Genomic DNA, 13,690 nt, shown 5'->3' with positions numbered 1-13,690 from the left:
GAACGATCATGTTCGATATCCATCGTGTAGAAATCGACTGGGGTGGCCGCAAGCTGACGCTTGAGACCGGGCGGATGGCGCGTCAGGCAGACGCTGCTGTGTATGCTCAGTATGGCGAAACCAGCGTTCTAGCGACCGTTGTTGCCGCCAAGTCGCCGAAGCCCGGCATCGACTTCTTCCCCCTTACCGTGAACTATCAGGAGAAGACCTACGCTGCGGGCAAGATCCCCGGCGGCTTCTTCAAGCGCGAAGGCCGTCCCTCCGAGAAGGAGACGCTGACCTCGCGCCTCATCGACCGTCCGATCCGTCCGCTCTTCGTTGAGGGCTTCAAGAACGAGACGCAGGTCGTCATCACCGTGCTTTCGCACGACATGGAGAACGATCCCGACATCCTGGGTCTGGTCGCGGCTTCCGCTGCGCTGACTCTGTCAGGTGTGCCGTTCCTCGGCCCGATTGGTGCCGCCCGTGTTGGCCTCATCGGCAACGAGTTCGTTCTGAACCCGATGCTTGACGAGATGTCTGAAAGCACACTGGATCTCGTCATCGCCGGCACCCATGACGCCGTGATGATGGTTGAATCGGAAGCCAAGGAGCTTTCCGAGAAGCAGATGCTTGAAGCGGTGATGTTCGGCCACAACCACTTCCAGCCGGTTATCCAGGCGATCATCAAGCTGGCCGAAAAGGCCGCGAAAGAGCCGTGGGATATCAAGCTTCCGGACTCGCAGAAGTATGCTGCGAAGGTGCGCGAGCTGGCCGAGGCCGATCTGCGCGCCGCGTTCTCCACCAAGGAGAAGCAGAAGCGTTACGAGCTGAAGGCTGAGGCTAAGGCCAAGGTCAAGGCTGGCATCGAGATCCCCGACGATCCGAATGAGCAGGTGCTGCTGTCCGACACGTTCAAGGCGCTGGAAAGCGAGATCGTGCGCGGCGACATCGTGAAGACCGGGCGCCGCATCGACGGCCGCGATCTGAAGACCGTGCGTCCGATCGTTTCGGATGTGCATGTTCTTCCGCGCACGCACGGTTCGGCGCTGTTCACGCGTGGTGAGACGCAGGCACTGGTTGTCGCCACCCTCGGCACCGGCGAAGACGAGCAGTTCATCGATGCGCTTGAAGGCACCCGCAAAGAGCGCTTCATGCTGCACTATAACTTCCCTCCCTACTCGGTGGGTGAGACCGGCCGCATGGGTTCGCCGGGCCGTCGCGAGATTGGTCACGGCAAGCTTGCCTGGCGCGCCATCCATCCGGCCATGCCGGAGCAGGAAGCATTCCCGTACACGATCCGCGTCGTTTCGGAGATCACCGAGTCTAACGGTTCGTCATCGATGGCCACGGTTTGCGGCACGTCGCTGGCTCTGATGGACGCGGGCGTTCCGATGAAGTCGCCGGTGGCTGGCATCGCCATGGGCCTCATCAAGGAAGGCGAGGACTTCGCGGTTCTGTCCGACATCCTTGGCGATGAGGATCACCTCGGCGACATGGACTTCAAGGTAGCCGGTACCGAAAACGGTATCACTGCGCTGCAGATGGACATCAAGATCACCGGCATCACCGAAGAGATCATGCGTGTTGCGCTCGATCAGGCGCGCGATGGCCGCATGCACATTCTTGGTGAGATGGGCAAGGCACTGGGCACCGCCCGCACCGAACTGGGCGAGCATGCTCCGCGCATCGAAACCATCAAGATCCCGACCGACAAGATCCGTGAAGTGATCGGTTCGGGCGGTTCTGTGATCCGCGAGATCGTTGCTGAATCCGGCGCCAAGATCGACATCGAAGACGACGGCACGGTGAAGGTGGCTGCGTCGAAGCGTGAATCGATCGAGGCAGCACTGAAGCGCATCAAGGAGATCGCTTCGGAGCCGGAAGTCGGCACGATCTACAAGGGCAAGGTCGTCAAGATCATGGACTTCGGCGCCTTCGTGAACTTCTTCGGCGCAAAGGACGGTCTGGTTCACATTTCGCAGCTGTCTCAGGGTCGTCCGGAGACTGTCGGCGAAGTGGTGAAGGAAGGCCAGGAAGTCTACGTGAAGCTGCTCGGCTTCGATGAGCGCGGCAAGACCCGCCTGTCGATGAAGATCATCGATCAGACCACGGGCCAGGAAATTCCGCGCGCTGAGGGCGAAGAGCCGGAGCCGGAGATGTCCGCTACGCGTCCGCCGCGCCGCGACCGTGAAGGCGGTGGTGGTCGCGACCGTCGTCCGCGTCGCGATAACGGCTAGAGTGCTTCCGGAAAAGTGGGAACCGGTTTTCCGGTAAGAAGCACGAAAAACAAACGGCTAGAGTCTTTCCGCGATTCAACAAAACGCTGAATGGCTCTAGTGCATGATTGCTTTTGCTGGTCAGTTTTGAAGATCTAACGGCTTCAGAACTGACCACGCAAAAAACAAAAAGCGGCGGGGGATTTTTGCCCGCGCTTTCTGAATTCGGCAAAGGCCTCGTCTCGTACGGGACCTTTCGCTTTTTTGTCTGTTGCTTCAGTTGGAAATTGGTTGGCGCGCGCTTGATATCTCAGGGCGTCGGCGCTGGTTCTCACATCTGTGTTGCTGGAGCCCCGGTCCGGTGACCGAGAAGGAGTATCAGCAGGCGGACATCAGTACGCGGTCGATGATCTCATCCTGCGAAACGATGTGCCAGAACGTCCGCATCCGAGCGGCATCGTGGTATTCGCGCATGTGGGCGATCTTGTTGCCCCGGTAGGTAACTTCCTGGCGGAAAGTGCCGGTCAGCGTGTGCCGCGTGACGCGGTGCTTGATGAAGCCCTGGATGGTGGCTCGTCCGATGTTGTCATCGCCAAAGCGGAAAAAATCGACGACGGACATGCTTTCGGCGGCTCCGCTGATCCGTTCGAGCATATGCCGGAAATTTTCGCGTCCATTGATGATCAAAGGGGTATCGCCGGTGCTGCTGGCGTTAGAATAGTAGATGAGGTCGTCGGTGTAGCAGTTGAGGACGCCTTCTATATCGCCCTCACTCCAGGCAGCGTGTGCCGCATACAATGTTAGCCTGGCCTGATAGGTATCCAGCATCGTGCCCTCCCTTCGCCAGCAGGCAAATATAAGCTGTTTGCGACCGTCAGCCCACACACACTGTTAAAGCCTGCACCCTAGCGTGCGCCGCGCTTGCTCTCTAAGGTTGTAGAATGTGCCCGTTTTGTTTCAAATGGCAAGTCTCGTATCAGCCGAACGTTGCAGGACAAACATATCGGGGTGCGGGGAGTTGATCCACATTTATATTGTTGCAATTCAATGCAAAATATCGATTAGCCGATGGTTAATCTGGCGCAGACAATTTGCGGCGTCAGCATTTTGTACCATTATGTCGCGCACAACCTATGGCTTCAAACCGCATCGATTTGTTCTACGGACGTAACCTGTTTTGGCATTGCGGCGCTGGTATCGCCATTGGGCCAAAGGGCAGTGGCGTTACGGACGGAGCCTTGCCCCTCTACGGTCACTTCGGAAAAGCCGGCAGCCTCCAGTTTCGAGGCGATCATGGCGTTGCTGGCGAGGCTTTCCAGCATCCCTAGGCTGAGGGTGGCACGGTAGCGGCAGCCTTGACGTACGGTAAAATTGGCCACGGTTGTATCCTTGTTGCGAACTGGGCTGGGCGGATTGTACGACGACTTGATAAACTGAGAGAAACTTGCAGGCGCCTGCGGCGGATGCTGCCGGCCTTGGCTGTAACGCATGACATTCCTGCTTGCAGTTTACCCAGGACTGAACAATCAATTTGTTCGCCTTAACTATGTGCCATGATGGCGCCCAGCCCGGGTGCTGGAAGAAAGCAACTTTAAGCAGCCGCGCGACACAGTGCGGGCTTCCCACCACACCCTCTCGCCCATTAGCCGTTGGCGCGCGAGCGTCCGTCAGAAGAAGTGCCATATGAAGATCGTCATTGCCCCGGATTCCTTCAAAGAAAGCCTTTCCTCGCTTGAAGTGGCGAGCGAGATCGAAGCCGGTCTCAAGAGGGTCTGGCCGGACGCAACCTATGTGAAGGTGCCGATGGCCGATGGCGGCGAAGGCACGGTTCAGTCGCTCGTCGATGCGACGGGCGGCGAGATCGTCAAGGTTGAGGTGTGCGGTCCGCTGGGGGCGCCGGTGCTGGCGTCCTATGGCTTGCTGGGCAACGGCAAGACGGCTGTCATCGAAATGGCAGAGGCTTCCGGTTTGCCGCTGGTGCCGCGCGACCAGCGCGACCCTCTGAAGGCCACGACGTTCGGCACCGGGCAGCTGATTGCGGATGCAATCGACCGCGGCGTGGACGAGATCATTCTCGGCATTGGCGGGTCGGCCACCAACGATGGTGGCGCGGGCCTCGCGCAGGCGCTGGGTGTTCGCTTCGTCAACTTCGGCGGCACAATCATTCCGGACCTGATCGCGGGCGGTGACCTCGACAAGATCCAGGCGGTGGACATGTCCACCATCAATCCGGGGCTGGCGAAGGTTCGCATCAACGTTGCGTGCGACGTCACCAATCCGCTGTGTGGCGAGACCGGGGCTTCGCGCGTTTACGGACCGCAGAAGGGTGCTACGCCGGAAATGGTGGAGCAGCTCGACGGCAATCTTCAGCACTTCGCCAATGTCATCAAGCGTTCCGTTGGTGTTGACGTGGCTGACCGCGCTGGCGCGGGTGCAGGCGGCGGCATCGGTGCGGGGCTGATGGCGTTCACCAACGCAACGCTGAAGCGCGGTGTAGAACTTGTAGTCGCGGCGACGCGTCTTGAGCAGCACATGAAAGGCGCTTCGCTGGCGTTCACGGGCGAAGGCCGCGTCGATTTCCAGACAGCGTTCGGCAAGACGCCATCGGGCGTTGCAAACGCAGCCGGCAAGCATGGCGTGCCCGTGATTGCCATCGGTGGTGGTCTGTCAGATGACGCGCGCGGAATTTTCGAGCATGGCATCGCCGGACTTGAAGCGGCGACGGCTAACGTGATGACGCTGGATACTGCGATCGAGAAGACGCGCCAGAATCTTCAGAATGCGGCTGAGCGTTCAGCGCGCCTCATCGCCATCGGTCAGCAGATGGCGAAGTGATGCTTTGTCTTCTGCCTTCCGTGCGGAAGTGGGCGGAGCACACACAGTATCGAACACAAAATTTCGGGCCCTGAATGGGCCCGATTTTTTTGGTGCTGACGTGTGAGTGCATCAGATCAGATGATGCTTTTTTCATAGAGCTCGGTGCGGCGATCACGGAAGAAGCCCCAATCGGCGCGATAGCTCTGGATCTCATCGAGGTCGAACGTGTGCACAAGCACGCCTTCGGTATCGCGCCCCAGCTCCGCAACGATCTCGCCGCGATGGTCGGCGATGAACGAATGGCCGTAGAAGCGCTGCTCCGCGCCCTCGTTCTCTTCCAGCCCGATGCGGTTGGCGGCCACAATGGGAATGGCATTCGAAACCGCATGGCCTTGCATCGCGCGCTGCCACTGCAGGTGCGTGTCGAGGCTGGTGTCGTAGGGCTCAGAGCCGATCGCGGTTGGGTAGAACAGCACTTCTGCGCCGGCCAGCGCCATCGCGCGCGCACATTCCGGGAACCACTGATCCCAGCAGATGCCGACGCCAATGTTGCCCGCACGCGTTTTCCAGGCCTTGAAGCCAGTGTCGCCGGGCCGGAAGTAATACTTCTCCTGATAGCCGGGGCCATCAGGAATGTGGCTCTTGCGATAGACGCCGAGGATGCTTCCGTCGGTGTCGGCAATGGCAATGCTGTTGTAATAGCGCGGGCCGTCCTTCTCGAAGAACGACACGGGGATCACGATGACGAGGTCAGCGGCCAGCTTGCGCATCGCGATCACGCACGGATGCTCTTCCGTTGCGAACGCGGTCTCGAACCATTTCGGGTTCTGCCGTGTGCAGAAGTAGATGCCCTGAAACAGTTCAGGCGGTAGCACGACCTGCGCGCCTTCAGCCGCTGCCGCACGCACGAACTTTTCCGTGCGCGCGATGTTGTCGGCGACATCGTTGCCGAAGTGAGTCTGGACGGCGGCGACGGTGATGGTGCGATTGGCCATTTTATCGTGGTTCCTGCTGAGTGATGCAGTGGAAGGAGCCGCCGCCTGCGGTGCCGCAACCGAGCAAGCCCTTCGAGGATACGCCGATTACCTTGTGGTCGGGGAACACGCCCCGCAAAGCTTCAAGCGCCGCTTCCTGCGTTGAGGTTCCATACACCGGCACGATGACAAGTCCGTTGGCGATGATGAAGTTCATGTGCGAAGCGGGCGAGATTTCGCCGAGCGCGTTACGATAGAGGCCGACGCCCGGAACGCGGGTAACTTCCAGCGTGCGGCCGCATGCATCCGTTGCAGCTTCCAGCGATGCAGCGATGGCATCCAGCGTTTCGCGGTTGGGATCGTCATCGCCGGCCGGCGCCTGACACACGACGCGGCCGGGGCCAACAAAGCGCGCGATGTTGTCGATGTGGCCGTCGGTGTGATCGTTGTGCAGGCCCTCGTCGATCCAGATCACCTTGCGGGCGTTGAAGGCTTGCGCCAACGCGGCCTCCGCCTGCTCCTTGGACCAGCCGTTGCGGTTCGGGTTCAGCAGTGTCTGCCGCGTGGTGAGGATTGTGCCCTCGCCATCATGATCGACGGCACCACCTTCAAGCACGAAGTCGAAGCGGCGCACCGGCGCTTCGGCGATGCGCGCGATGTCGTCGCCCACGGTAGCGTCATCGGGCAGGTCGTATTTGCCGCCCCAGCTGTTGGTGGCGAAGCGGAGTGCGACGGGGCCGATGTCGGAACGCGAAAAGATTGGTCCGGTATCGCGCAGCCAGATGTCGCCATACCGCGCCTGAATGATGTCGGCCGTGCCGCCCAGCACAGCTCGCGCCGATGCTTCGGCCTCGACGCCATTGACCAGCAGGCGCACGGTGTTTGTCTCAGCGAGCGCACGCACCAGCTCCGCAACGTCGCGACGGGGGGACTCAAGATCCCCGTTCCACTCATCGGCGTTGGCCGGCCAGGCGGTCCATACCGCTTTCAGAAGTGCCCACTCCGGCGGAACGGTGACGGTGGTGTTTAGGTCGTCTGGCTGCATCATAACTTCCTGTTGTCGGTCCGTAGTGCGTTGGCACGATCAATAACCGCCACGGCGCCCGATAGGGAGCGTCATATCGTGCCGCAGCGTCACCATTGCAAATGACGCTGTCACATACCCGGATAACTCGCTTCTCAATGCTTTATTTGCCGTCCTGCAACGTTCCTGCGGGCGTTGGGGGCCCATTACGAGTTGCTGTGTATCCATGCGTTATCGGGCGCTGGCCTGAAAATAGCTTATTTCCCGGAGGGAACTCATGGTTCGCGGCTCAATTATTGCGCTGGCGGCAAGCATTTCCGTGGGCGCGCTGGTAACGGCGACCGATTCACAGGCGCGCGGTTTCGGTGGCGGAGGCCATTTTGGTGGGTTTGGCGGTGGCGGCCATTTCGGCGGCCGGGCCGACTTTGGCCGCATGGGCGGCGGTTTCCGTCCCGAGTTTCATCCGGAGTTCCGGCCGGAAATGCACTCCGCTCCGCGCATGGAGCATCGCGACATCGACAGCGACCATGCACGGGATGATCGGCGCGATGTTCGCGACCGTGACCAGCACCGCGCGGACGACCATCGCCCGGACCATGACCATCATCGGCCGGATGACCATGCAGGCGATCACCGTCCGGCCGACCACATCGGTGACCATCGTCCCGATGACCACGCCGCAGACCGCGCCCTAGACCGGCACGATCTGAACCGCGATCTGGCGCACCGGGATGATCTGAACCATCACTGGAACAACTGGAACCGTCCGGTGAACTGGGGCCGCTGGGATCACAATGGCTTCTGGAACAACCATTGGAACGCGCGCAACTTCAACTGCTTCAACTGCCGTTGGGGGTGGGCTGGCCCGGTATTCTGGCCGTTTGCGCTGGGTGACATGTGGTCGTTCGCGTGGTGGCCATACGCTGCAACGGCGCCGTTCTGGAACTACAACGTCGACTACATCATGGGCGGTCTGTTCTGGCCGAATGGCGCCTATGCCTGGCCGAGCGGCGGTTATGGTGCAACGGCCTGGACCAACACCGATAGCAGCTACACCTATGCGCAATCTTCGCATCAGGACATCTACAGCGCCGGCCCGTCAAACAGTGCGGCGGCCGCGCCGAGCGATGCTTCGGATGCCTCGGGAGCGGGCTCATCGGTTGCAGCTGATGGCGGTGACAGCAACGACAACAGCAACGTAGCTCCAAGCCAGAGCGCTGATCTGTCGACGTGCAGCGGCTTTGCCCCGGGTGTATCGGGCCTGCCGATTGCGCAGATCAAGTCGAGCGTGAAGCCCACCGGTGCGCAGCTTGCAGACCTGAAGGCGCTGGAAGCGGCATCTGATCAGGCCGGCAACGTGCTGGGCAATTCATGCCCGAAGTCGCCACCGTTGACTCCGGTCGGCCGCCTTGATGCGCTGCAAAAGCGTCTCGATGCGATGGTGCAGGGCATCGATCTGGTGCGCGGTCCGTTGGCACGCTTCGATGCTTCGCTGACAGCCGAACAGCGTCAGGCGCTTGATGCTCTGGGCGGTGACAAGGCGGCCAGCCCGGCTGCGCTGTGCTCCAACCAGAACGAAGCGTTCGTGAACGTGCCGACGCAGGAGATCATCGCAACGGTTGATCCAAACGACGCGCAGAAGGCGGCGCTCGACAAGCTGGATGCGGTTTCGGCCAAGGCGGCAGCGATGCTTCAGGAGACTTGCCCGGCGCAGGTTCCAGCCACAACGGAAGCGCGTCTCGACGCGATGGGCAAGCGTCTCAAGGCAACCGTCACGGCGATGAACGAAGTGCGGCCCGCGCTGTCTGGCTTCTATGACTCGCTGAGCGACGAGCAGAAGGCCCGCTTCAACACCATGCCGGGCAATTGATCGGCGGCACGCTGTTGAATGGATGAAATGCAGCCGGTGGAGCGCACAGCTTCACTGGCTGTTTTCGTTTCTTTGGGCTGAGCGAAGCGATAGTCGGCAGCGCGCAACGCAGCGAACCGATCAGGCTTTCGTTTTCGAGCAGGTGAAGGCGGCGACTTCCGGCCAGAACACCTGCGCGCGCGCGCTGATCTCATCTGGGTTGCCGGAGGTGAGAAGCGTCAGGCGGCCACCGGGATCACCCGCAGTGAAACGCGTATGCCGCGCCAGATAATCCTCAAGGCTGTCAGCGACGACTTCCGGCTGCGAAAGAATGCGCGTGAACGGCGGCAGATGGCGGCGGAACAAGTGTTCCACCAGCGGAAAGTGTGTGCAACCCAGAATGGCGCGATGCGGAGGAATGCCATCGGTTTGGGCTAGCAGTCCGCGCACGCCTTCCTCGACCAGTTGCTCCAGCTCGGCCTCGGGCGCTTCGTGCTCGATGGCACCGGCAAGACGCGAGCACACCTGCTGCACCACCGTCACTTTCGGGCAGCGCTTGCGGATCTCCTCCGGGTAGACATCCGAGGAGATGGTGCGCGTGGTCCCGAATACGCCGATGACGTCAGTGTTGTATTTCTGGGGATATTGCGGCGCCGACACTGCCCACGGCGTCTGCGTGGCGGCTTCAACGGTTGGAGCGACGATGCCAAGCACGTTGTGTTCGCGCCATTGGCTGGTGGGCAGCCATGTCTGCTGCAGATGTCGGGCGGCCACCGCGGTTGCAGTATTGCAGCCCAATAACACCAGCTTGCAGCCTTCGGCGAACAGCGCTTCCACGCTGGCGCGCGTCAGATCGATGACTTCCGCCGATGAGCGGTCGCCATAGGGGACGTTGGCGTGGTCCCCGAGATATATGAAGGACTTATCCGGGAAGCGGCTGACGAGTGCCCGTAGCACCGTCAACCCGCCCAGACCTGAGTCGAAGACGCCGATCATGCGCGTGTGTGATCCGGCAATTGCACGGCGTCAAGAGACTGCTTATTCGGCAGCGTTGCGGCCACCGGATTCGGCATCGAAGTGCTTCAGCGCATCGAGGCTCGGCATCGACACGATGTGAGTATCCGCAGTCGACGTAGTGGATCTCGCCTGTGACCGCGCCGACGACAGGTCGGACAGCAGGTACAGCGCCGATCCGCCGACCTCGTTCGAGGCTGACGGCGTGCGACGCAGCGGCGAGTTGCTCTTTCTGGATAGTTGAAGATCTACGCGCGCATCGGAGACACCGGCGCCGGACAGCGTACGCATCGGACCAGCGGACAGGCCGTTGACGCGGATGCCCTGCGGACCGTAGGTCGGCTGGCGAGGTAGCGCACGCTGAAGCCTCGAGCGCCAGCCTTGGCGACGCCCATGACGTTGTAGTTCGGCACCGACGCGGATGGCGCCACCGTAGCGTCAGGCGTCAGCAGCGAGCCGCCGTCGTTCATCAATGGCAGCCGCGCGCTTGGCGACCTCGGTGAAGGAGAAGCACGAGATCACCATCGTGCTGCACGAAGTTCTCGCGCGTGGTGTCGGCGTAGCGGCCCTTGAAAGCTCGTTCGTGATCGGAGAAGCCGATGCGCGTGCACCACGAAGTCGATGCCGCCCCACTTTTCGGTGACGCGTCTCGAAGGCGACAGCGATCAAGCGCTGTCCAGATCGAGCACGTTGCACGGCTCAAGGATCTCAGCGCCGATGGACTGCGCGAGTGGCAGGGCGCGGCGGCCGAATGCGCCGTCCTGATAGGTGAATGCGAGCTCGGCGCCATGGCTCGGCGAGACTACGGTGCGATGCCCCAGGCGATCGAATGGTCGTTCGCGACGCCCATGATCAGTCCGCGCTTGCCTGCCATGATGGGGCCGGGATTGGCGAAGTCGATTGCGGTCATGGGGGTTCCTGTCGTTCCATTACATGCGGATCGGCGAATCCGTCCGCTACTTGGATCATGATCGTGCTTGCGCGCTTATCTGGCTCTTCCGGTTTGCGCGTCTCATATGGACTGCCGGAAGATTATAGCCGTTCTAGCTTGGCAGGCGGCGGAAAACGAGGGTGGCATTAGTACCGCCGAAGCCAAAACTGTTCGACATCACACAATTAAGGCTAACGTTATCCATGCGCTGACGCACGATTGGAACATCTGCCAGTGCCGGATCGATCTCTTCGATGTTGGCGCTTTCGCAGATGAAACCGTTGTTTAGCATCAGCAACGAGAAGATCGCCTCCTGCACGCCGACTGCTCCGAGCGAATGCCCGGTCAGCGATTTCGTCGCGGCGATGTAAGGGATCTCGTCCTTGAATACCTGACGGATGGCTTCTATCTCGCGCAGGTCGCCGATGGGCGTGCCGGTGCCGTGCGGATTGATGTAGTCGATCTTTTCCGCGATGCCCTTGCCGTCGAGACCCTTCAGCGCCGACTGCATGCAGCGCACCGCGCCTTCGCCGGATGGCGCAACCATGTCGAAGCCGTCCGATGTGGCGCCGTAGCCGATAACCTCACCGTAGATCCGCGCGCCGCGCGCTTTTGCGTGCTCAAGCTCTTCAAGCACGACAACACCGGCACCACCGGCAATCACGAAGCCGTCGCGGTCCTTGTCATAGGCGCGGCTGGCTTTGGCTGGCGTATCGTTGAAGCGGGAAGACATTGCGCCCATGCTGTCGAACAGCACTGACAGCGTCCAATCCAGTTCCTCGCAGCCGCCGGCAAACATCACATCCTGCTTGCCCCACTGAATGAGTTCAGCGGCATTGCCGATGCAGTGGGCGGATGTGGAACAGGCGGACGAGATGGAATAGTTCACGCCCTTGATCTGGAAGCTCGTTGCCAGCGCGGCCGAGGGACCCGAGCACATGGCTTTCGGCACTTCGAACGGGCCGACCTTCTTGGGATCTTTTTCGCGCGTTACGTCGGCTGCCTGCACGATGGCGCGCGTCGACGGACCACCCGAGCCCATGATGATGCCGGTGCGCTCGTTGATGACGTCGGCTTCTTCCAGCCCTGCGTCACGAATCGCCTGATCCATCGCGACATAGTTCCAGCCCACGCCATCGCTCATGAAGCGGCGCGGCTTGCGCGGCACCTGCGATTCCCAATCGATGTTGGGCGCGCCGTGCACCTGGCAACGGAAGCCCAGCTCGGCGTACTTGTCAGCGCGCACAATGCCGGATTTTCCTTCGCGCAGGGAGGCGAGCACCTCTTGGCTATTGTTTCCGATCGAGGAAACGATGCCCATTCCCGTGACGACGACACGTCTCATCCGCACATCCTCTTGCGCCCGGCGCTCATGACGCCCGCCGGCAATTTTCTTCGGCGGAAGCGAGCACGAAACGGCACCAAGATCAAGAACTGACCGGGGCTGTCGTTTCGCCGCTCTCAAACAGGCCGACGCGCAGATCGGTAGCTGTGTAAATCACTTGGCCATCGGCTTTCATGACACCATCGGCAATGGCGAGCTTCAGCTTGCGCAGGATCACGCGCTTCATGTCGATGACATATTCGATGCGGCCCGTGGTCGGCACCACCATGCCGGTGAACTTCACTTCGCCGACACCAAGCGCCCGGCCACGTCCCGGCGCGCCAAGCCATCCAAGGAAAAAGCCGGTCATCTGCCACAGGGCATCAAGGCCGAGGCAGCCGGGCATCACCGGATCGCCTTCGAAGTGGCAGCGGAAGAACCAGTCGAGGTTGGGATTTCCTGCAACCTGAAGTTCGGCAGCGATCTGGCCTTTGCCGTGCTGACCGCCGTTTTCCGAAACAAGGCTAATGCGGTCGAACATCAGCATTGGCGGCAAGGGTAGCTGGGCGTTGCCGGCCCCGAACAGTTCTCCGCGCCCGCAGGCAAGCAGATCCTCATATTCGAAGCTCGTGCGGCGTTCTGTCATGATTTCTTGGCCCAGTCTCTATTCTCAGCGAGCGCCCATAAGGGTGCTTAATCGAAGGCTGCCAGCAGGCACACGTTGTGCTCATCCGCAACCCGGTGGGGGTTCCTAACACAGTCATCTTGGCTTCAAAAGGGCGCCGGCAGCCCCGGTCAGGTTGGGAGAGGCGATGTGCGCACATATCTGACGTTCTGCCGTGTTGCAGGCTGGCGGTGGTCTGACTATACTACACCAGTAATGTTAGCTTGAGCCGACGTCGCCTGCGGTGAGACGCGGTCAGATCAAGCCCCATCAGACAGGCTGCGCATGTTTTCGTGGCCCATCAATTTGGCATCTGGCGCAAGCGAATGACCGATAGAATGACACACTCGCATAGTCACCCGGAGGGTAAGCCCTCCCGTGGTGGCGTTGCTCAGGTTCTCCGCAAGGCAGGACTGCGGCCGACGCGTCAGCGTATGGCACTTGGCAGTCTGCTGTTTGAGGGCGAGGACCGCCACGTAAGCGCAGAATCTCTGCACGCTGAAGCTACGGCTGCTGGACAGCACGTCTCGCTGGCCACCGTTTACAACACGCTGCATCAGTTCAAGCGTGCTGGCTTGGTGCGCGAACTGGCGATTAACGGCGCCAAGGCGTACTTTGACACCAACACCTCGAACCATAATCACTTTTTCCACGAGGAAGAGGGTGAGCTGCACGATATTCCGGGCCATGCGATCCGCGTGGACGGCGTGCCGGAGCCGCCCGAGGGTATGCGCATCACGCATATCGATGTGGTCATTCGCCTGAAGAAGGCCTGAGCCACTTCGACGTTGGTTTGAATTATTCGAATAAGAAAATGGCCGCATCAGCGGCCGTTTTTGTTTGTGGGGTTGCGAGAGCGCCGCGTGTCGGGAGGGCTAGCTTGCGCAGCTGAGCT

At 60.9% G+C, this 13,690-nt stretch carries 11 protein-coding genes and 1 pseudogene; 4 read left to right on the top strand and 8 right to left on the bottom strand.

What is annotated here, in order from left to right:
• Positions 1-8: 8 nt before the first annotated feature.
• Positions 9-2,219 carry a polyribonucleotide nucleotidyltransferase gene (gene pnp / locus QEZ49_RS12780; RefSeq protein ID WP_280387448.1) on the top strand — a complete coding sequence of 737 codons (2,211 nt, stop codon included), beginning with the start codon at positions 9-11 and terminating at the stop codon, positions 2,217-2,219.
• A 357-nt stretch (positions 2,220-2,576) separates the two neighbouring features.
• On the opposite strand, the gene QEZ49_RS12775 is transcribed toward pnp, so the two are convergent.
• Positions 2,577-3,026, bottom strand: coding sequence for a nuclear transport factor 2 family protein (locus QEZ49_RS12775; RefSeq protein WP_280387447.1), 450 nt, complete (start codon positions 3,024-3,026; stop codon positions 2,577-2,579).
• Between the two features lie 311 nt (positions 3,027-3,337).
• Positions 3,338-3,688 carry a hypothetical protein gene (locus QEZ49_RS12770; protein ID WP_280387446.1) on the bottom strand — a complete coding sequence of 117 codons (351 nt, stop codon included), beginning with the start codon at positions 3,686-3,688 and terminating at the stop codon, positions 3,338-3,340.
• Positions 3,689-3,881: 193 nt separating this feature from the next.
• On the opposite strand from QEZ49_RS12770, the gene QEZ49_RS12765 reads away from it, so the two are divergent.
• The gene (locus QEZ49_RS12765; protein ID WP_280387444.1) at positions 3,882-5,033 is read left to right on the top strand and encodes a glycerate kinase; all 1,152 of its coding nucleotides are present in this window, start codon (positions 3,882-3,884) and stop codon (positions 5,031-5,033) included.
• Positions 5,034-5,149: 116 nt separating this feature from the next.
• On the opposite strand, the gene aguB is transcribed toward QEZ49_RS12765, so the two are convergent.
• Positions 5,150-6,010: an N-carbamoylputrescine amidase gene (gene aguB, locus QEZ49_RS12760; protein WP_280387441.1), complete on the bottom strand. Its 861-nt coding sequence runs from the start codon at positions 6,008-6,010 to the stop codon at positions 5,150-5,152.
• Between the two features lies 1 nt (position 6,011).
• The gene (locus QEZ49_RS12755; RefSeq protein ID WP_280387440.1) at positions 6,012-7,034 is read right to left on the bottom strand and encodes an agmatine deiminase family protein; all 1,023 of its coding nucleotides are present in this window, start codon (positions 7,032-7,034) and stop codon (positions 6,012-6,014) included.
• A 256-nt stretch (positions 7,035-7,290) separates the two neighbouring features.
• Here QEZ49_RS12755 and QEZ49_RS12750 point away from each other — a divergent pair, with 256 nt between their 5' ends.
• Complete coding sequence (locus tag QEZ49_RS12750; protein WP_280387438.1) at positions 7,291-8,883, top strand: Spy/CpxP family protein refolding chaperone; 1,593 nt, start codon at positions 7,291-7,293, stop codon at positions 8,881-8,883.
• A 120-nt stretch (positions 8,884-9,003) separates the two neighbouring features.
• Here QEZ49_RS12750 and QEZ49_RS12745 read toward each other — a convergent pair whose 3' ends face one another.
• From QEZ49_RS12745 to fabA, 4 genes and pseudogenes are all read right to left on the bottom strand, one after another.
• Positions 9,004-9,858 carry an aspartate/glutamate racemase family protein gene (locus tag QEZ49_RS12745; RefSeq protein WP_280387436.1) on the bottom strand — a complete coding sequence of 285 codons (855 nt, stop codon included), beginning with the start codon at positions 9,856-9,858 and terminating at the stop codon, positions 9,004-9,006.
• A gap of 42 nt (positions 9,859-9,900) precedes the next feature.
• Positions 9,901-10,786 (bottom strand): annotated as a pseudogene (locus tag QEZ49_RS12740) (SDR family oxidoreductase).
• Between the two features lie 133 nt (positions 10,787-10,919).
• A complete protein-coding gene (gene fabB / locus QEZ49_RS12735; protein ID WP_280387434.1) occupies positions 10,920-12,152 on the bottom strand; it encodes a beta-ketoacyl-ACP synthase I in 1,233 nt (410 codons plus the stop codon).
• Positions 12,153-12,234: 82 nt separating this feature from the next.
• Positions 12,235-12,777, bottom strand: a complete 543-nt coding sequence (gene fabA, locus QEZ49_RS12730; RefSeq protein WP_068462184.1) for a 3-hydroxyacyl-[acyl-carrier-protein] dehydratase FabA — start codon at positions 12,775-12,777, stop codon at positions 12,235-12,237.
• A 356-nt stretch (positions 12,778-13,133) separates the two neighbouring features.
• On the opposite strand from fabA, the gene irrA reads away from it, so the two are divergent.
• Positions 13,134-13,571 carry an iron response transcriptional regulator IrrA gene (irrA, locus tag QEZ49_RS12725; protein WP_348534826.1) on the top strand — a complete coding sequence of 146 codons (438 nt, stop codon included), beginning with the start codon at positions 13,134-13,136 and terminating at the stop codon, positions 13,569-13,571.
• The last annotated feature ends 119 nt before the right edge of the window (positions 13,572-13,690 follow it).

The sequence above is a fragment of the Hyphomicrobium sp. D-2 genome, assembly GCF_029872155.1.
Taxonomy (GTDB): Bacteria; Pseudomonadota; Alphaproteobacteria; order Rhizobiales; family Hyphomicrobiaceae; genus Hyphomicrobium_A.
The sequence above is the reverse complement of the archived record's forward strand: the minus strand, read 5'-3'. Positions and strand labels throughout refer to the sequence as shown.

Coding starts and splice junctions, on each gene's coding strand:
- pnp (WP_280387448.1), top strand. CDS start 9: ATGTTCGATATCCATCGTGTAGAAATCGACTGGGGTGGCCGCAAGCTG.
- QEZ49_RS12775 (WP_280387447.1), bottom strand. CDS start 3,026: ATGCTGGATACCTATCAGGCCAGGCTAACATTGTATGCGGCACACGCT.
- QEZ49_RS12770 (WP_280387446.1), bottom strand. CDS start 3,688: ATGCGTTACAGCCAAGGCCGGCAGCATCCGCCGCAGGCGCCTGCAAGT.
- QEZ49_RS12765 (WP_280387444.1), top strand. CDS start 3,882: ATGAAGATCGTCATTGCCCCGGATTCCTTCAAAGAAAGCCTTTCCTCG.
- aguB (WP_280387441.1), bottom strand. CDS start 6,010: ATGGCCAATCGCACCATCACCGTCGCCGCCGTCCAGACTCACTTCGGC.
- QEZ49_RS12755 (WP_280387440.1), bottom strand. CDS start 7,034: ATGCAGCCAGACGACCTAAACACCACCGTCACCGTTCCGCCGGAGTGG.
- QEZ49_RS12750 (WP_280387438.1), top strand. CDS start 7,291: ATGGTTCGCGGCTCAATTATTGCGCTGGCGGCAAGCATTTCCGTGGGC.
- QEZ49_RS12745 (WP_280387436.1), bottom strand. CDS start 9,858: ATGATCGGCGTCTTCGACTCAGGTCTGGGCGGGTTGACGGTGCTACGG.
- fabB (WP_280387434.1), bottom strand. CDS start 12,152: ATGAGACGTGTCGTCGTCACGGGAATGGGCATCGTTTCCTCGATCGGA.
- fabA (WP_068462184.1), bottom strand. CDS start 12,777: ATGACAGAACGCCGCACGAGCTTCGAATATGAGGATCTGCTTGCCTGC.
- irrA (WP_348534826.1), top strand. CDS start 13,134: ATGACACACTCGCATAGTCACCCGGAGGGTAAGCCCTCCCGTGGTGGC.